Below are 16639 nucleotides of genomic sequence, written 5' to 3' on the forward strand. Positions count from 1 at the left end.
GAATGCCACAAAAAACAAAGAACACGCCAATGATGGAACAATACTTGGCAATAAAAGAACAATATCCCGACGCCTTTTTATTCTATCGGCTGGGGGATTTTTATGAATTATTCAATGAGGACGCCGTGAAGGCAGCGAAGATATTGGAAATCACGCTGACGAGCCGCAATAAAAATGCGGATGATCCGATTCTCATGTGCGGGGTTCCCTATCATGCAGCTGCGGATTATATCAGGACGCTGGTTGAAGGCGGGTATAAAGTTGCCGTCTGCGAACAGATGGAAGATCCGAAGCTTTCGAAAGGGATGGTGCGGAGAGAAGTCGTGCAGGTCATCACCCCCGGCACCTATATCGACGAAAAAGCCAAGGAGAGCAAAGCAAACAACTACCTGGCTGGCATTATCCAGACTGCAGAAAAAGGCTTTTCGTTAGCCTATTCCGACATCGGAACCGGCGAATTGAAGGTGACCAACCTGGAGAACGAGGATGCAGTCTTCAATGAACTGCAGACTTTGCCGTTTAAAGAGGTCGTCCTGGAGCCCGAACACTCAGAACGCTTCAAGGAACAGTTGGAGAAAAGGTTCAACATCCTCGTTTCCGTACAGAAAAACAACAGGGACGAGGAAGCCTTCGCAAGTTTGCTTGCCGACATCCCGGATGAGGATTCGCGGGACGTCCTGTATTTGCTGTTGAGCTATCTTTCCGACACCCAAAAAAGAAGTTTGACCCATCTGCAGAGAGCTGAAAGCTATGAGACCGATCAGTTTCTGAAGATGGATACCTATGCACGCAGGAACCTGGAATTGACTGCATCCTTGCGCACGCAACAGAAAAAGGGCAGCCTATTATGGATGCTGGATGAAACGAATACCGCGATGGGAGGCCGCTTATTGAAAAAATGGCTGGAAAAGCCGTTGATCAATCTGACCGACATCTTAAAAAGACAATCAAAAGTGGAATCGTTCCTCAATCATTATTTTGAAAGGATGGATATCAGCGAGGCTTTGACGTCGGTTTACGACTTGGAAAGGCTTGTTGCCAGAGTCTCTTTAGGAAATGTCAACGGCCGCGATCTGATCCAGTTGAAAACGTCCTTGCTGCAGATTCCCACATTGGTCCAAGCCATCGAATCAATCGGGGAGCCGGCAGTCTGGGAAGGGACAATCGCCAAACTGCGCTCCATCCCTGAAGTGGTCGAGCTGATCGAAAAAGGGATCTCCGATGATCCGCCGCTTCAAATCAAAGAGGGCAACATCATCAGGGACGGCTACAACGAGCAGCTTGACCTTTACCGGGATGCCATGAGCAACGGCAAGCGTTGGATTGCCATGCTGCAGATGGAAGAACGGGAAAAAACGGGCATCAAAACGCTGAAAATCGGATACAATCGCGTTTTTGGCTATTATATCGAGATTACCAAAGCGAATCTTGCTGCGTTGCCGGAAGGCAGATATGAACGCAAACAGACGCTCTCAAACGCTGAACGCTTCGTAACGCCCGAACTGAAGGAAAAAGAAGCGCTCATTTTGGAGGCCGAAGAGAAGTCGGTCCAATTGGAGCATGAATTATTTGTAGCCATCAGGGAAGAAATCAAGGGCTACAGCAGACAATTGCAGGCGCTGGCGAAATTGGTTGCGGAAATCGATGTGCTGCAGTGCTTTGCGCAAGTCAGCGAAGCCTATCATTTCACCAAACCGGCTTTGAGCAATGCGGACCGGAAGCTTTCCATCAAAGAGGGTCGCCATCCCGTCGTGGAGCGGGTCATCGGGAAAGATAAATTCGTTCCGAACAGCATCTTGATGGGTGAAGACAACACGATTTTGCTGATCACGGGACCCAACATGTCCGGGAAAAGCACGTTCATGCGCCAAGTCGCCTTGATCGTGATCCTCGCGCAGATGGGCTGTTTTGTTCCGGCGGAGAAGGCAGAGTTGCCGGTCTTCGATCAAATCTTCACGCGCATCGGGGCGGCGGATGATTTGTATTCCGGGCAAAGCACCTTTATGGTCGAAATGGTCGAGACCAATCAAGCACTGCAATTCGCCACCGACAACAGTCTGATTCTATTCGATGAAATCGGGAGAGGGACGGCCACCTACGATGGGATGGCGTTGGCGGAGGCTATTCTGCGCCATATCCATCGTACCATCAAAGGCAAGACGCTCTTCTCCACGCATTACCATGAACTGACCCAACTGGAAGCCGATTTGGCCGGGACAAGGAACGTCCATGTCGGGGCAATCGAAAAGGATGGGGAGTTGGTGTTCCTGCATAAACTGATGGATGGGCCGGCCGATAAAAGCTATGGTCTCCACGTAGCCAAGCTGGCGGGGATGCCGGACAGCTTGATTTCCGAAGCGCAGATCATCTTGAATGGGCTGGAGGAGGAACATCTGCATAATAAAACGGATGATGCTGCGGCAGCCGACAAGATGGAACAGTTGGCGCTTTTCCAGGAAAGCTCACTGTCCCCCAATGAAAAACATGTATTGGATGCAGTCGCCAGCCTAGCTTTGGAGGACTGCACGCCGATGCAGATGATGAATTTGGTGGACAGCTGGAAAAAATTATTGAAAACGCAAAAAAAGTAGGGGGAAACAATGGCTAAAATCAGGGAACTTTCTCAAATATTGACTGACCAAATAGCTGCGGGTGAAGTGATTGAACGACCTTCTTCGGTAGTCAAGGAATTGGTTGAAAATGCTATTGACGCAAACAGTACCCAAATCGATATTTTCATTGAAGAATCCGGCTTAAGAAAAATCCAGGTCGTCGACAACGGTGATGGCATCGCGGCGGATGAGGTTCCGCTTGCCTTCACCAGACATGCAACCAGCAAAATCTACACGCATGAAGATTTGTTCCGTATCCATTCGCTCGGCTTTCGGGGCGAGGCGTTGCCCAGTATTGCTTCCGTCGCAAAAGTGACGATCGAAACGGCAGTCATGAATGAGAATGGCCAGTATATGCGGATAAAGGGCGGTATCGTGGAAGAAGCGCGCCCGAATATTTCCCGCAAAGGTACGACCATCACCGTGGAGGATTTATTTTATAACACCCCGGCCCGCTTGAAATACATCCGGTCTTTGCAGACGGAACTTTCAAACATCTCCGACATCATGAACCGGATCGCGCTGAGCCACCCGGAAATTGCTTTCCGTTTGGTTCACGAAGGGAATCAATTGCTGCGCACAGCGGGGAACAATGACCTGCGGCAAACCGTAGCTGGCGTCTATGGGACGCAAATCGCCAGAAGAATGAAAGGGATCGAGAACGAAGATCTCGATTTCAAGGTGAAGGGGTTCATCAGTTTGCCGGATACGACGCGCGCCAGCCGAAACTATTTGACCATCATCTTGAATGGGCGCTATATCAAGAATTACGCACTGAATAAGGCAATCATCGATGGGTACGGATCAAAACTGATGGTCGGCAGATTTCCGATAGCGATCATCACGATTGAAGCGGACTCTCTTCTGCTCGATGTGAACGTCCATCCTTCAAAAAAAGAAGTGCGGATCAGCAAGGAAAAAGAACTAGCCGCCTTGATCCAGGATGCGATAGCAGCTGTCTTAAGGCAGGAACAGCGCATCCCCAGCGGCATCGAAAATTTAAAGTTCAAAAGAACTACCGAAGCCGAGCCAATCAGGATGGAGCAAACGGTTGTCTCCTTTCAACCGTTCGCCTCTGAGGCGGAACCGAAAAGGAATCCGGAACCGGCCGTGGACAATCCTGTTTTTGAAACGACCGGGGAGGATGATTTCCATTCTTTGGAAAAACTGATCGAAAACAGGAACAACGATTACCCTGAACCGGATTCCGAGGAATGGGGCGATCTGGATGGTGCGGCGGAGGACTCGACCATTCCGGCCGACGGGGTTGACGCAACCGATCACCTGCTGCCGGAATCGGAAGATGAAAAGACTTATGCTGACGCTGTAGAGCATGCAATGGAGCTGCATGAGGAGCCGATCATGGCAACCGTGAGAAAAATCGAAAATGAAGCAGAAAAAGACGTTGCCAATGAGCGGACTTTCCCCGAATTGTATTATTTTGGACAGATGCATGGCACCTATCTTTTCGCGCAGAACGACAAAGGGCTCTACATCATCGATCAGCACGCTGCCCAGGAGCGCATCAAATACGAATATTATCGGGAAGAGATAGGCAAGGTTTCAACCCATCTGCAGGGGCTGCTCATTCCGATCATGCTGGAGTATCCTGCCAATGAATATTATCTCATCCAGGAAAACAAGGACATGCTGGAAGCCATGGGTATTTTTCTGGAACCGTTTGGCCAAAACAGTTTCATCGTTGAAAAACATCCCACTTGGCTTACCCCGGGCGAAGAGGAAGAGATACTGAAAGAATTGATTGCCATGTTTCTCGAGGAAGGGAATATTTCAATCAAAAAATTGCGTGAAGCGACTGCCATCATGATGAGCTGCAAGCGTTCGATCAAAGCGAATCATCATCTGAGCGAGCAAGAAGCGCGCCAACTCTTAGTGGATTTGGCTCGAACGGAAAATCCGTATAACTGCCCGCATGGCAGACCCGTATTGATTCAATTTTCAAATCAAGATATGGAAAAGATGTTCAAACGCATCCAGGATCCCCATTGAAATAGTTGCTCCGGTCTAACCTTGTCCAAGGAAAGCCGGAGTTTTTCTTTTTTTCATTGCCCTCGAAGGATTTACCGAGGAATAATATTTCATCTATCCGCAATTTTGATGCAAAATTTTGGTAGCGTTTAAATGTGATGGAGGAGTGGAGAAGATGGTGCAAATCAATAATATTTCCGATATGATGGGCGAAGTGAATAAAGAGAGTTCCATTCAGGCACTGGGCAGCAAAACAGGGGTGAATCCGGATCCGAGCGTCATTTCAAAAATGGCCATTTTGGCGATCTCTTTGATTTTGCGTGCATTGAGCAAAAATGTCGAATCGAAAGCAGGGAAAGATTCCTTGTCCGATGCATTGGAGCAACACAAAGGCAAAACCAAAGATGTGACATCCATCGAGGACGTCATATCGAAAGCTGATACGGCTGATGGGGAAAAGATTTTGGATCACGCATTCGGGGACAAAGACAAAGTGGTCGATCAAATCGCAGCCCAAACGGGACTCGGCAAATCGGATGTTGCAAAGGTCTTAGCGTCGATGGCACCGATGATTTTGGGTATGTTAGCGGACAAAAAAGATGCCGACGGTTTGGACGCTGACGGCGTTGCGAATCAGACCGACATCTTCACGAAAGAGGCCGAAAAGAACGCATCCAACAACTTCGATATAACGGACCTGTTCCCTAAACAAGGGGGAACAACGCAAACTCCGACGTCCGGTGGGGTGGGCGGCATCCTCGGCAGCATCTTAGGCAACCTCTTCTAAAACGGAATCAGCTGAATCTGCAGGAATGACAGAACAAGGAAGAAGCCCTTTTTGTTCTGTTTGTTCCTTTTTTTTGCTATACTTTAAAAATGATAGGAAGGGGTTGTGGCATTGATGAAAGAAGACAAGGAAGAATTATTGAAGCGTTTGACGCCTCTGCAATATGATGTGACACAAAATGAAGCGACAGAAAGACCGTTTACTGGCGAATATGACGACTTCTATGAAAAGGGAATCTATGTTGACATAGTGAGCGGGGAGCCACTGTTCAGCTCGAACGATAAATACGATGCAGGCTGCGGATGGCCTTCATTCTCTAAGCCGATCGCTACGTTAGCCGAAATAGAGGACCGAAAATTGCTGCGCAAACGCACGGAAGTCCGCAGTAAAGAAGCGAATTCCCATTTGGGGCATGTATTCGAGGATGGCCCTGCTGAAATGGGTGGCTTACGCTACTGCATCAACTCCGCCGCTTTGAGATTCGTCCCTTATGAAAAATTGGATGAAGAAGGCTATTCACAATACAAATCATTATTTGAATAGATTTTTTGGGTCCCGGCACAGGCTGCCGGGACTTTTGCGTTCTCTGGCGCCATTATTTGCATGCCGTGAAGGATGGAAATATCACATTCAGCCATTTTTATGTTATGATGTATCGTAAGACTATAATGCAGACGGTTGTAATACGAATATAGGAGAAAATGATGTACGAATATATAAAAGGAATGTTAGTTTATGTTGGCCCGCACTACGTTGTCGTCGAGAACGGAGGGATAGGCTATCAATTGCAGGTTGCGAATCCGTTTCGTTTTTCGGGAAGTTTAAAGAAAGAAATAACGTTCTACGTTTACCAAGCGGTCCGTGAAGATGCGATTACCCTGTTTGGATTTAAAGATTACACCGAGAAGCAATTGTACCTGAAATTGATCAGCGTATCCGGTATCGGTCCGAAAAGCGGACTCTCCATATTGGCAAGCGATGACCATCTCGGCTTGATCCAAGCGATCGAGTCGGATAATGTCAGCTACTTGACGAAGTTTCCCGGTGTCGGTAAAAAGACGGCTTCGCAGATCATCTTGGATCTGAAGGGGAAGATCGGCGATTTATTGCCGGATACCTACTGGATGGAAAATAATATGGAGTCCGGAACGGGATACGGCCCGACAGCGATTTTGGAAGAGGCGATTGAGGCTTTGTCGGGATTGGGGTACTCCGACCGTGAAGTGAAAAAAATCGTCCCTGTGCTCGAAAAAGAGGACTTCAAGACGACAGAAGAAGTGTTGCGTATGGCATTTAAGCTATTGTTAAAGGGATAATAAGGTGATGAATATGACAGCTGATAATAGAATTGTTTCTGCTGAAACAGAAGACTTTGCTGAAGATATGATGGAACAGTCGCTGCGTCCGCAGAAGCTGGACCAGTATGTCGGTCAGGACAAACTGAAGAATGAACTGAACGTCTATATTCAAGCCGCTAAATCGCGTAACGAAGCGCTTGACCACGTTCTATTATACGGACCTCCCGGCTTAGGGAAGACGACGTTGGCGATGGTCATAGCGAATGAAATCGACGTCCGTATCCATACCACAAGTGGTCCAGCCATTGAACGCCCGGGCGATCTGATGGTTCTGCTGAATGAGTTGGAAGCCGGAGATGTTTTGTTCATCGATGAAATCCATCGTTTGCCAAGGATAGTGGAGGAGGTATTGTACTCTGCCATGGAAGATTATTATGTGGACATCATCATCGGACAAGGGCCGACAGCTCACCCTGTCCATTTTTCGCTTCCGCCATTTACGTTGGTAGGCGCAACAACCAGGGCAGGGAGCCTATCGGCACCGTTGCGTGACCGCTTTGGGATCGTATCACGGATGGAATATTATAGCATTGAAGATTTAACAAAAATTGTCCATCGTTCAGCGGGCGTGCTCCGCACCGACATCGACGAATCCGGGGCGATAGAGGTCGCTTTGCGTTCCCGCGGGACACCGCGCGTGGCCAATCGTCTGCTCCGCCGTGTCCGCGATTTTGCACAAGTATACCGGGATGGCCTGATCACCAAGGAAATTGCCGACAAGGCGTTAGCCATCCTCAGCGTCGACAGCAAAGGGTTGGATGATCTGGACCGGAAAATATTGACGACGATGATTGAATTTTACAGAGGCGGTCCGGTCGGGCTTTCCACGATCGCTGCCAATATCGGCGAAGAGATGGAAACCATCGAGGATATGTACGAGCCCTATCTGCTTCAATTAGGGCTATTGCAGCGGACCCCACGCGGAAGGGTAGCTACGGATTTGGCCTATGATCATTTAGGTTATGAATATGATATACGAAAATAAGCGAGGTTTTACAATTGAAAACAAGTGATTTTGATTTTTATTTACCCGAAGAGTTAATTGCGCAAACACCTTTGCTGGATCGTTCTTCATCGCGCCTGTTGGTGCTGGATGCTGAAACGGGCGGATTGGAAGATAAGCATTTCACCGCCATTTTGGATGAACTGAACGAAGGGGACGCGCTCGTTTTGAACAATACGCGCGTCTTGCCCGCACGTTTGCATGGCGTGAAGCCCGATACCGGCGGCCATATCGAAGTTCTGTTATTGAACAACACAAACGGCGACGAGTGGGAAACCTTGGTGAAACCGGGGAAACGCGTAAAAGTCGGAACGGTCATCTCTTTCGGGGATGGCCGGCTGACTGCAGAAGTGACGAAGGTTCTGGAACATGGCGGCCGCATGATTACCTTCAAATATGATGGCGTGTTTTTGGAAATTCTGGAGTCTTTGGGCGAGATGCCCCTGCCACCTTACATAAAGGAAAAATTGGAAGACCAAGGACGCTATCAAACGGTCTATGCCAAGGAGAATGGATCCGCAGCCGCACCGACTGCCGGACTGCACTTCACCGATGAATTACTGAAGCAAATCGAAGCAAAAGGCGTTCAGATCGTTTATGTGACGCTTCATGTCGGACTGGGAACGTTCCGTCCGGTTTCTGTCGACAATCTCGATGAGCATGAAATGCATTCGGAATTCTATCAACTTACGGAAGAGTCGGCGGCTGCGCTGAACAGCGTCCGCGAGCATGGCGGGAAGATATATGCTGTCGGGACGACTTCGGTGCGGACATTGGAGACGATCGGGTCGAAATTCGACGGGAATATCGTGGCCGACAGTGGATGGACAAGCATCTTCATTTCGCCCGGTTATACCTTTAAAGTAGTCGAAGGATTCATCACGAACTTCCATTTGCCGAAATCGACATTGGTTATGCTCGTCAGTGCTTTCGCAGGCAGAGAGCATGTTCTGGGCGCCTACGAACATGCCGTCCAAGAAAAATACCGTTTCTTCAGCTTCGGGGACGCCATGTTCATCAAATAAGAAAAAACCTTCACGTTCCGGAATATCCGTCACGTGAAGGTTTTTACGTTATTTTGCTTCAGCCAGTTGCTTTGGTAGTAGGGCCGAAATCAGGATGACAATCAGTGTTGTAAAAAGACCTGTAATTGTAGCATACGTGAAATCATAGCTGCCGCCGGTTAATGCTGAGCCGATATAAAATGAAACTTGACCTAAAATAAAGCCCCAAATAATCGTCATAATGTATTTCATATTATTTCCACCTCTTCTCGAAATTAATTTTAGCATTTTTTGAAATTAAGACAAGTATATTTTGTTCCACTACTTTGTGCTTCTTGGAAACAGCTCGTTACGTTATAATAGGATTATTATGAAAAAAGGAGGCTTGCGCATGTCTTTTGTACATTTACAGGTAATCAGTACCTATTCTCTTTTGCAGAGTACGACAAGGCTTGAGGGATTAGTACGTGCTGCTAAAACAAAAGGCTATGGAGCCATCGCATTGACGGATTACAATATTTTGTACGGCCAGATCGATTTTTTCAAGCTGTGCAAAAAATATGAAATACAACCCATTGTGGGCATGCAGTTAGATTTATCCGGAGTCATCCAAAAAGATAAGGCATTTTCCCTCGTTTTGCTTGCGAAGGATTACAGCGGCTATCAAACGTTGATGGCTCTTTCCACGTTGAAGAACCGCGAGGCATCGCAGCAAGAGATGCTCTCTTTAATGGCTGCCTCAAAGGGTCGGCTTATCGCCATCACACCGGGCGAAAAGGGTGAGGTGGAACACTTTTTAGGGTTGCGTGATTTTGAAAAAGCCAGAGAAGCCAGCCTGTTTTGGAAGAATGCTTTTGCGGAAGGCGATTTCTATCTGGGGGTTCAAATCCACCAAAAAATGCAGGGGCTGATTCCTTCGTTGCTGAAGCTGTCTGAAGAAGTGACTATTCCAGTGACCGGCATGCACGATGTAAGATATTTGGAGCCGACTGACTCCTTCAGTTGCCGCGTTTTGAAGGCCATCGATGCGAATGAGAAAGTCGACCTGCAGGCTGAAGAGCTGAACGGCACCTATTATTTGCCGTCCCTGCAAGAAATAGAGAGGAAATATGCCGAACTGGATTTGACTGCAGCAGCAGAGCAGACGCAAAAAATAGCGGATCGCATTGCCGTCACTATCCCTTTGCAGCAATCGTTGTTGCCGAAATATCCGGTTCCGGCCGGCACAACCCCGCAAAATTATCTGCGCAAACTTTGCGAGGAGGGATTGAACCAGAGGGTGCCGCATGCCGATGGCGCCTACAAAGAAAGGCTCGCATATGAGCTGGGCGTGATCGACGAAATGGGATTCAATGATTACTTCCTGATTGTGTGGGATGTGATGGACTATGCAAGAAGAGCGAAAATCATGCCCGGAGCGGGACGTGGTTCTGCGGCTGGGGCATTGGTTGCGTACGTTCTGCGCATTACCCATGTAGACCCGCTCAAATACAATCTGCTGTTTGAAAGGTTCTTGAATAAAGAGCGCTATAATATGCCGGATATCGATTTGGATTTCCCGGATAACCGCAGGGACGATATGCTTCATTACGTAAGGGATAAATACGGCATGGACCATGTGGCTCAAATCTCCACCTTCGGTACGTTGGCCGCAAAAATGTCCCTGCGCGACACGGCAAGGGTTTTTGGGTTGTCCCAAGCAGAATCCAATCAATGGTCAAATGCGATTCCGAACCAATTGGGCATCAGTTTGACTGAAGCCCGAAAAAAATCGAAACCTTTGCAGGAATTGATAGATAAAAATGATCTGAACCGGCTGTTATTCGAAACAGCCGCGAAGATTGAAGGGGTTCCCCGGCACGTCTCGACCCATGCTGCAGGGGTCGTCATCAGCGACAAACCGCTTGTGGACATCATTCCCTTGCAGAAAAGAAACAGCGATCTATATCTGACGCAATATACGATGGGAAACATAGAAGAAATCGGCTTGCTGAAGATGGACTTTTTAGGCTTGAAGAATCTGACCATCCTGAATGATGCCGTACAATTGGCGCGCAGCGCGTATCAAGAGGACATCGACATTTTAAAAATTCCCATGGATGATGACAAGACCTTGGAATTATTCAGGAAAGCCGATACAAACGGCGTTTTTCAGTTCGAATCACCCGGCATCAAGAATGTTTTGCGGAAATTGGGGCCGGAATCGATAGAAGACATCGCTGCCGTTAATGCCCTTTATCGTCCCGGCCCGATGGAGCAGATCGACCTGTTCGTTGCCCGCAAGAAAGGCAAGGCAGTCATCGCATATCCTCACGAAGATCTGGAATCGATCCTGAAGGTTACCTACGGCGTCATGGTCTATCAGGAGCAGGTCATGCAAGTCGCTTCAAAAATGGCGGGATTCAGTTTAGGCGAAGCCGATATCTTGAGGCGCGCCATTGGCAAGAAGCAAAAAACTGCGATAGACAAAGAGCGGGAGCACTTTGTACGCGGTTCTTTGGAACAAGGCTATACGGAGCAGACCGCCGTCATGGTCTACGACTATATCGAACGATTTGCGAATTATGGGTTCAACAGATCCCATTCCGTGGCCTATTCCTTCATCGCCTACCAGCTGGCCTATATGAAAGCCCACTTCCCGGCGGCGTTCTTTGCAGCCCTGTTGAATTCCGTCAACCAGCACTCCGACAAAATGAACGAGTATTTCATTGAACTGAAAAAGCGGGGCATAGCGGTGACGTACCCGGACATAAATACCAGTTTCTGGAAGTTCACGTTGCAGGATGACACCATTCAATTCGGCTTGGGCGGAATCAAAGGCGTCAGACGTGATTTTATCCAGGAAATCATCAAAGAACGGAAAGAAAAGGGTCCTTATCAAGATTTCATTCAATTTTTAAGGCGTATCCATCCGAAATGGCTGAAAATCGAAACCGTCACGCCGCTCATCTTCAGTGGGGCGTTTGACGGCTTCGGACACACACGGGCAACCCTGTTGCAATCTTTGCCGGGTATGCTGAACAGCATCGAGTACAGCGGAAATAATGTTGATTTGTTCTCTGTTCTGGAACCCAAGTATCTTGAAACGGCAGAACTGCCGCTGCTGAAATTACTGGAGACGGAGGAAGAGACGCTCGGCCATTCGCTGAGGGGGCATCCCATCGACCAATTCGGGTCTCTTTACGAACAGAACGAAGTCGTGTATATAGCCGAGTTGCAGTTGAATCAAAAGATGCGGACGATGGGCTTAGTGAAAGAAGTGAAAAGAATCCAAACGAAAAAAGGGGATCCGATGGCGTTTGCCAGTCTTACCGACGGATCCGGGGAAATGAGCATGACGATTTTTCCGGAATATTATATCCGTTTCATGAAACTCGTCAAGGCGGATCAAATGGTTGTTGTTGAAGGCAGATTGGAAAAATCGAATCAACCCGATAAATTAAACTTCCTGGCGACGCATATATGGGATGCCGATGAGTATAAACAGAGTGCTGACCAAGAAATCAAAACCTGTTATATCCGCTTGACGAAAGAGCACAATCAAGCGGCTGATTTCCAACAATTATATCGCATACTCGGAAAGTTTAAAGGCGACCAACCGGTTATCCTCTATGATGAAACCACGAAGAAATCCGTCCGATTGGCTGCGGAACATTGGGTAAATCTTTCATCCGAGTTGATTGAGCAAGTGAAGGAAGCTTTCGGAAACGATAACGTCATCGTCAAATAGTTATGACGAGAAAGGAATCGGTATCTTAATCGAGGGGCGCTCCAAACTGAGGAATATATAAGGAGTCTAACGGAAAGTTTATTCTAGCGCCGATTGCATAAATGTTGGGATAATGGCGCAGATATAATGTTGTCGTTACATAGTTATATCTTTTGGGTAATCGGCTCTTCTGCTCATTTTTTTCAGTTTTAACAGTCTAAACTCAGGAAAGTGAAAGACTTTTCTAAAAAAAGATGATAAGATAGTGAAGGACAAATTCAAAAAAACATAAAGCATGAGATTTTTATCAAAAAATGAAAGTTTTATACTTTATTGATGAGGTGAAGTCAAATGAAACGCATTGCAGTTTTGACAAGTGGTGGAGATGCTCCAGGAATGAACGCAGCTATTCGTGCGGTCGTACGAAAGGGCATTTATGACGGATTAGAGGTTTATGGCATTAATTATGGCTATGCAGGAATGGTGGCCGGAGATTTCCGTCGCCTAACGATCGATGATGTCGGAGACACAATCAGTCGTGGTGGTACTATTTTGTATTCAGCCCGTTACCCTGAGTTCAGCCAAATTGAAGGCCAGAAAAAAGGGATCGAGCAATTGAAGAAATTCGGAATTGATGGACTTATTGTTATTGGTGGAGATGGTTCATATCGTGGCGGCGCGGCTTTGACGAGGTTAGGTTTTCCTACTATCGGCATTCCGGGTACTATCGACAACGACATTCCAGGGACTGATTATACACTCGGTTTCGATACAGCAATTAACACAGTTTTAGACTCTGTCGACAAAATCAGAGACACAGCCACAAGCCACATCCGTACATTCATTATCGAGGTCATGGGCAGAAATGCTGGCGATATCGCTTTATGGACTGGTATCGGAAGCGGGGCGGAATCTATTGTCATTCCTGAGAAGGATTTCACAATGGATGAAGTTCTTGCGGAAATCCAGGAAGGCAGAGCACGCGGGAAAAAACATACAATCATTATGTTAGCGGAAGGCGTCATGTCTGGTACCGAATTCGCTGAAAAATTGGAAGAGCACGGAGACTTGCACACGCGTGTCACCGTACTTGGCCATGTCCAAAGAGGGGGTTCCCCTTCTGCAAGAGACCGTGTACTTGGGAGCATTTTTGGGTACAATGCGGTTAAATTGCTGGAAGAAGGAAAAGGCGGTATCTGTGTCGGTGTCAAAGGCGATGAAGTTGTCTTCAACGATATCATCGACACACTTGAGAACCAAAAGCACCTGCCGTTATTGTCGCTTTACCAAATCAATAAAGAAATTTCTTTCTAACCTATCAGTGAAAGACGCTTTAAAAACTTAAAATGAGGTGCTTATTTTTTATGAAAAAGACAAAAATTGTATGTACGATTGGACCAGCAAGTGAATCTGTTGAAACATTGGTTAAATTAATCAATGCAGGTATGAATGTTGCTCGTTTAAACTTCTCACATGGAGACTTTGAAGAACATGGCGCACGTATCGTCAACATACGCGAAGCCTCAAAAATCACCGGCAAAATGGTCGCTATCCTATTGGATACAAAAGGCCCAGAAATCCGTACAAACAACATGAAAGACGGAATCGTTTCTTTGATCACCGGCGAAACAGTCAGAATCTCCATGACAGAAATTGAGGGTACGAAAGATAAATTCTCTATCACTTACCCAGAATTGATCAACGATGTCGTTGTCGGAAACCATATCTTATTGGATGATGGCTTGATTGACCTTGAAGTGACTGAAATCGACAGAGAGAACAATGAAATTGTTACCTTGATTAAAAACTCGGGCATCTTGAAAAACAAAAAAGGTGTCAACCTTCCTGGTATCAAAACAAACTTCCCGGGCCTTACACAAAAAGATGCTGACGATATCATCTTCGGTATCGAAAACGATGTCGATTTCATCGCAGCAAGCTTCGTGCGTCGCGCAAGTGATGTATTGGCAATCACTGAAATCTTAGAAAAACATAATGCAACACACATCCAAATCATCCCTAAAATCGAAAACCAAGAAGGTCTCGATAACATCGACGAAATCTTAAAAGTTTCTCAAGGTTTGATGGTTGCCCGTGGTGACTTAGGTGTAGAAATCCCTACTGAAGAAGTTCCTATCGCACAAAAAATGTTGATCAAAAAATGTAACGCTTTAGGCAAACCAGTCATCACAGCAACACAAATGTTGGATTCTATGCAACGCAACCCACGCCCAACACGTGCTGAAGCAGGGGACGTTGCGAATGCTATCTTCGATGGCACTGATGCAGTGATGCTTTCAGGGGAAACAGCTGCAGGGGATTACCCAGTTGAAGCTGTTACAACCATGGCAACAATCGCGATCCGTACGGAAGAAGCTATCATCGGCCAAGATGCATTTGCATTGAAAGCATACAATAACACGGATATGGCTGAAGCTATCGGCCAAGCAGTTGGACATACAGCGCTTAACTTGAACATCCAAACAATCGTTGCTGCAACTGAATCAGGACATACAGCACGCATGATTTCCAAATACCGTCCAAAATCACATATCGTTGCGGTTACATTCTCTGAACGCCAAAGACGTGGATTGGCTCTTTCATGGGGCGTATATCCATTCGTCACTGAAAAACCGGATTCAACTGATGAAATGATGGAATTGGCAACAAAAGTAGCTAAAGAGCAAAACTTTGCTAAAGAAGGCGACTTGATCATCATCACAGCAGGCGTGCCAGTCGGCGAACGTGGAACAACCAACTTGATGAAGATTCAATTGATCGGCACAAAATTAACTTCAGGCCAAGGTATCGGCGACAAATCGGTGATCGGTAAAGCTGTTGTTGCTTTATCTGCAGAAGAAGCGATTGCTAACGCTACGGAAGATTGCATTTTAGTCTTGAAGAACTCTGACAAGGATTACACACCAGCATTCGAAAAAGCTGCTGCTGTCATTGTCGAAGCTGGCGGATTAACAAGCCATGCTGCTGTTGTTGGTATTGCGAAAGGTATCCCAGTTATTGTAGGAGCAAAAGATGCTACCGAATTAATTGAAAATAACGAATTAATCACTATTGATTCTCGTCGTGGAATCATCTACCGTGGAGCAACAACAACAATCTAATTTTATTGAAATAAAATTGAGGATGGGCCTGGGACGTATGTCTCAGGCCCGTTTATTTTCGAAGGGAAACGGTAGGTACGCCTGACTCTTTGGAAAAAAATAAGTGATATGTTAGAATGAAAGAAATAGAGTGGCAGAAATCTGTCTGGAGGAAAAATATGAGTAAAATATTAGGTATGGTCATCACAGGGATAATCGTTGATGAAAATGAGAAAAGTGTCTTTGTGCAAAAGGATGGCGTCACTTATCGTTTGGATAAGGAAGAATTAGAGAGCCCATTGACTCTAGGCGACACGGTAAAGGGTTTTGTTTATGAAGCGATGAATAAGGATTTACGGATGACGCTGAAGGAACCTGCAAGCCAAGTCGGACATTATGGCTGGGGAACGGTTGCTGCAGTCCGAAAAGATCTAGGTGTGTTTGTGGACATCGGCTTGAAGGATAAGGAAATGGTCGTATCGTTGGACAATTTGCCTGAAATAAAGTCACTATGGCCCAAAAAAGGAGACCGACTGTTGATTGCTCTTGAGCAAGACGAGAAGGATCGTCTATGGGGCGTCTTGGCGGATGAACCCGTGTTCCGTTCCATTTCAAAAGTTCCTGGGGAAGAGTGGAAAAACAAGAACATTACCGGGACCGTGTTCCGCCTGAAGATGGTGGGGACATTTATTTTGACGGATGATTATTATATCGGATTCATCCACCCTTCCGAAAGAGAAATCGAACCGCGCTTGGGCGAAGTCGTCAACGGCAGGGTCACCGGCATCAGCTCGCACGGCATGCTGAATGTGTCCCTAAAACCGCGTGCCCATGAAGCGATCAGTGAAGATGCGCAGATGATCCTTGTTTTGCTGGAAAAAAGCCCGACAAAGAGCCTGCCTTATTACGACAAAAGCGATCCAGAAGAGATCAAGAATTATTTCGGAATCAGTAAAGCGCAATTCAAACGTGCTTTGGGACATTTAATGAAAGAAAAACTGATTGTCCAAGAAGAGGGACAAACAAAATTAATCAAGAAGGATTAGGCGGAATGTGCACAATCCAGTGAAGGAGTA

General features: G+C 46.7%; 12 protein-coding genes. 11 read left to right on the top strand and 1 reads right to left on the bottom strand.

Features of this window, described 5'->3' with window-relative positions; translation table 11 throughout:
• Window positions 1-2: 2 nt before the first annotated feature.
• From mutS to queA, 7 genes are all read left to right on the top strand, one after another.
• On the top strand, window positions 3-2591 hold the full coding sequence (mutS, locus tag BM101_RS03275) for a DNA mismatch repair protein MutS (protein ID WP_087030711.1): 2589 nt from the start codon (window positions 3-5) through the stop codon (window positions 2589-2591).
• A gap of 9 nt (window positions 2592-2600) precedes the next feature.
• Complete coding sequence (gene mutL, locus BM101_RS03280; protein ID WP_087030714.1) at window positions 2601-4622, top strand: DNA mismatch repair endonuclease MutL; 2022 nt, start codon at window positions 2601-2603, stop codon at window positions 4620-4622.
• A 154-nt stretch (window positions 4623-4776) separates the two neighbouring features.
• Complete coding sequence (locus BM101_RS03285) at window positions 4777-5388, top strand: DUF937 domain-containing protein (protein ID WP_087030717.1); 612 nt, start codon at window positions 4777-4779, stop codon at window positions 5386-5388.
• Window positions 5389-5502: 114 nt separating this feature from the next.
• Window positions 5503-5931: a peptide-methionine (R)-S-oxide reductase MsrB gene (gene msrB, locus BM101_RS03290; RefSeq protein WP_087030976.1), complete on the top strand. Its 429-nt coding sequence runs from the start codon at window positions 5503-5505 to the stop codon at window positions 5929-5931.
• A 161-nt stretch (window positions 5932-6092) separates the two neighbouring features.
• Window positions 6093-6704 (top strand): Holliday junction branch migration protein RuvA, encoded by a 612-nt coding sequence (gene ruvA / locus BM101_RS03295; RefSeq protein WP_087030720.1) that lies wholly within the window; start codon window positions 6093-6095, stop codon window positions 6702-6704.
• A 13-nt stretch (window positions 6705-6717) separates the two neighbouring features.
• A complete protein-coding gene (gene ruvB / locus BM101_RS03300) occupies window positions 6718-7731 on the top strand; it encodes a Holliday junction branch migration DNA helicase RuvB (RefSeq protein WP_087030978.1) in 1014 nt (337 codons plus the stop codon).
• 14 nt (window positions 7732-7745) lie between these two features.
• Window positions 7746-8774, top strand: coding sequence for a tRNA preQ1(34) S-adenosylmethionine ribosyltransferase-isomerase QueA (gene queA, locus BM101_RS03305; RefSeq protein WP_087030722.1), 1029 nt, complete (start codon window positions 7746-7748; stop codon window positions 8772-8774).
• A gap of 48 nt (window positions 8775-8822) precedes the next feature.
• On the opposite strand, the gene BM101_RS03310 is transcribed toward queA, so the two are convergent.
• Window positions 8823-9005 carry a YjzD family protein gene (locus BM101_RS03310; protein WP_087030725.1) on the bottom strand — a complete coding sequence of 61 codons (183 nt, stop codon included), beginning with the start codon at window positions 9003-9005 and terminating at the stop codon, window positions 8823-8825.
• Window positions 9006-9144: 139 nt separating this feature from the next.
• Between BM101_RS03310 and dnaE the strand changes: the two genes are divergently transcribed.
• From dnaE to BM101_RS03330, 4 genes are all read left to right on the top strand, one after another.
• Complete coding sequence (gene dnaE, locus BM101_RS03315; RefSeq protein ID WP_087030728.1) at window positions 9145-12483, top strand: DNA polymerase III subunit alpha; 3339 nt, start codon at window positions 9145-9147, stop codon at window positions 12481-12483.
• Between the two features lie 330 nt (window positions 12484-12813).
• Complete coding sequence (gene pfkA / locus BM101_RS03320; RefSeq protein ID WP_087030731.1) at window positions 12814-13776, top strand: 6-phosphofructokinase; 963 nt, start codon at window positions 12814-12816, stop codon at window positions 13774-13776.
• A gap of 50 nt (window positions 13777-13826) precedes the next feature.
• Entirely contained in the window at window positions 13827-15584 is a 1758-nt protein-coding gene (pyk, locus tag BM101_RS03325) for a pyruvate kinase (RefSeq protein ID WP_087030734.1), read from the top strand.
• A 158-nt stretch (window positions 15585-15742) separates the two neighbouring features.
• Window positions 15743-16609: a CvfB family protein gene (locus BM101_RS03330; RefSeq protein WP_087030736.1), complete on the top strand. Its 867-nt coding sequence runs from the start codon at window positions 15743-15745 to the stop codon at window positions 16607-16609.
• The last annotated feature ends 30 nt before the right edge of the window (window positions 16610-16639 follow it).

It is taken from the genome of Trichococcus palustris (assembly GCF_900114465.1).
Taxonomy (GTDB): domain Bacteria; phylum Bacillota; class Bacilli; order Lactobacillales; family Aerococcaceae; genus Trichococcus; species Trichococcus palustris.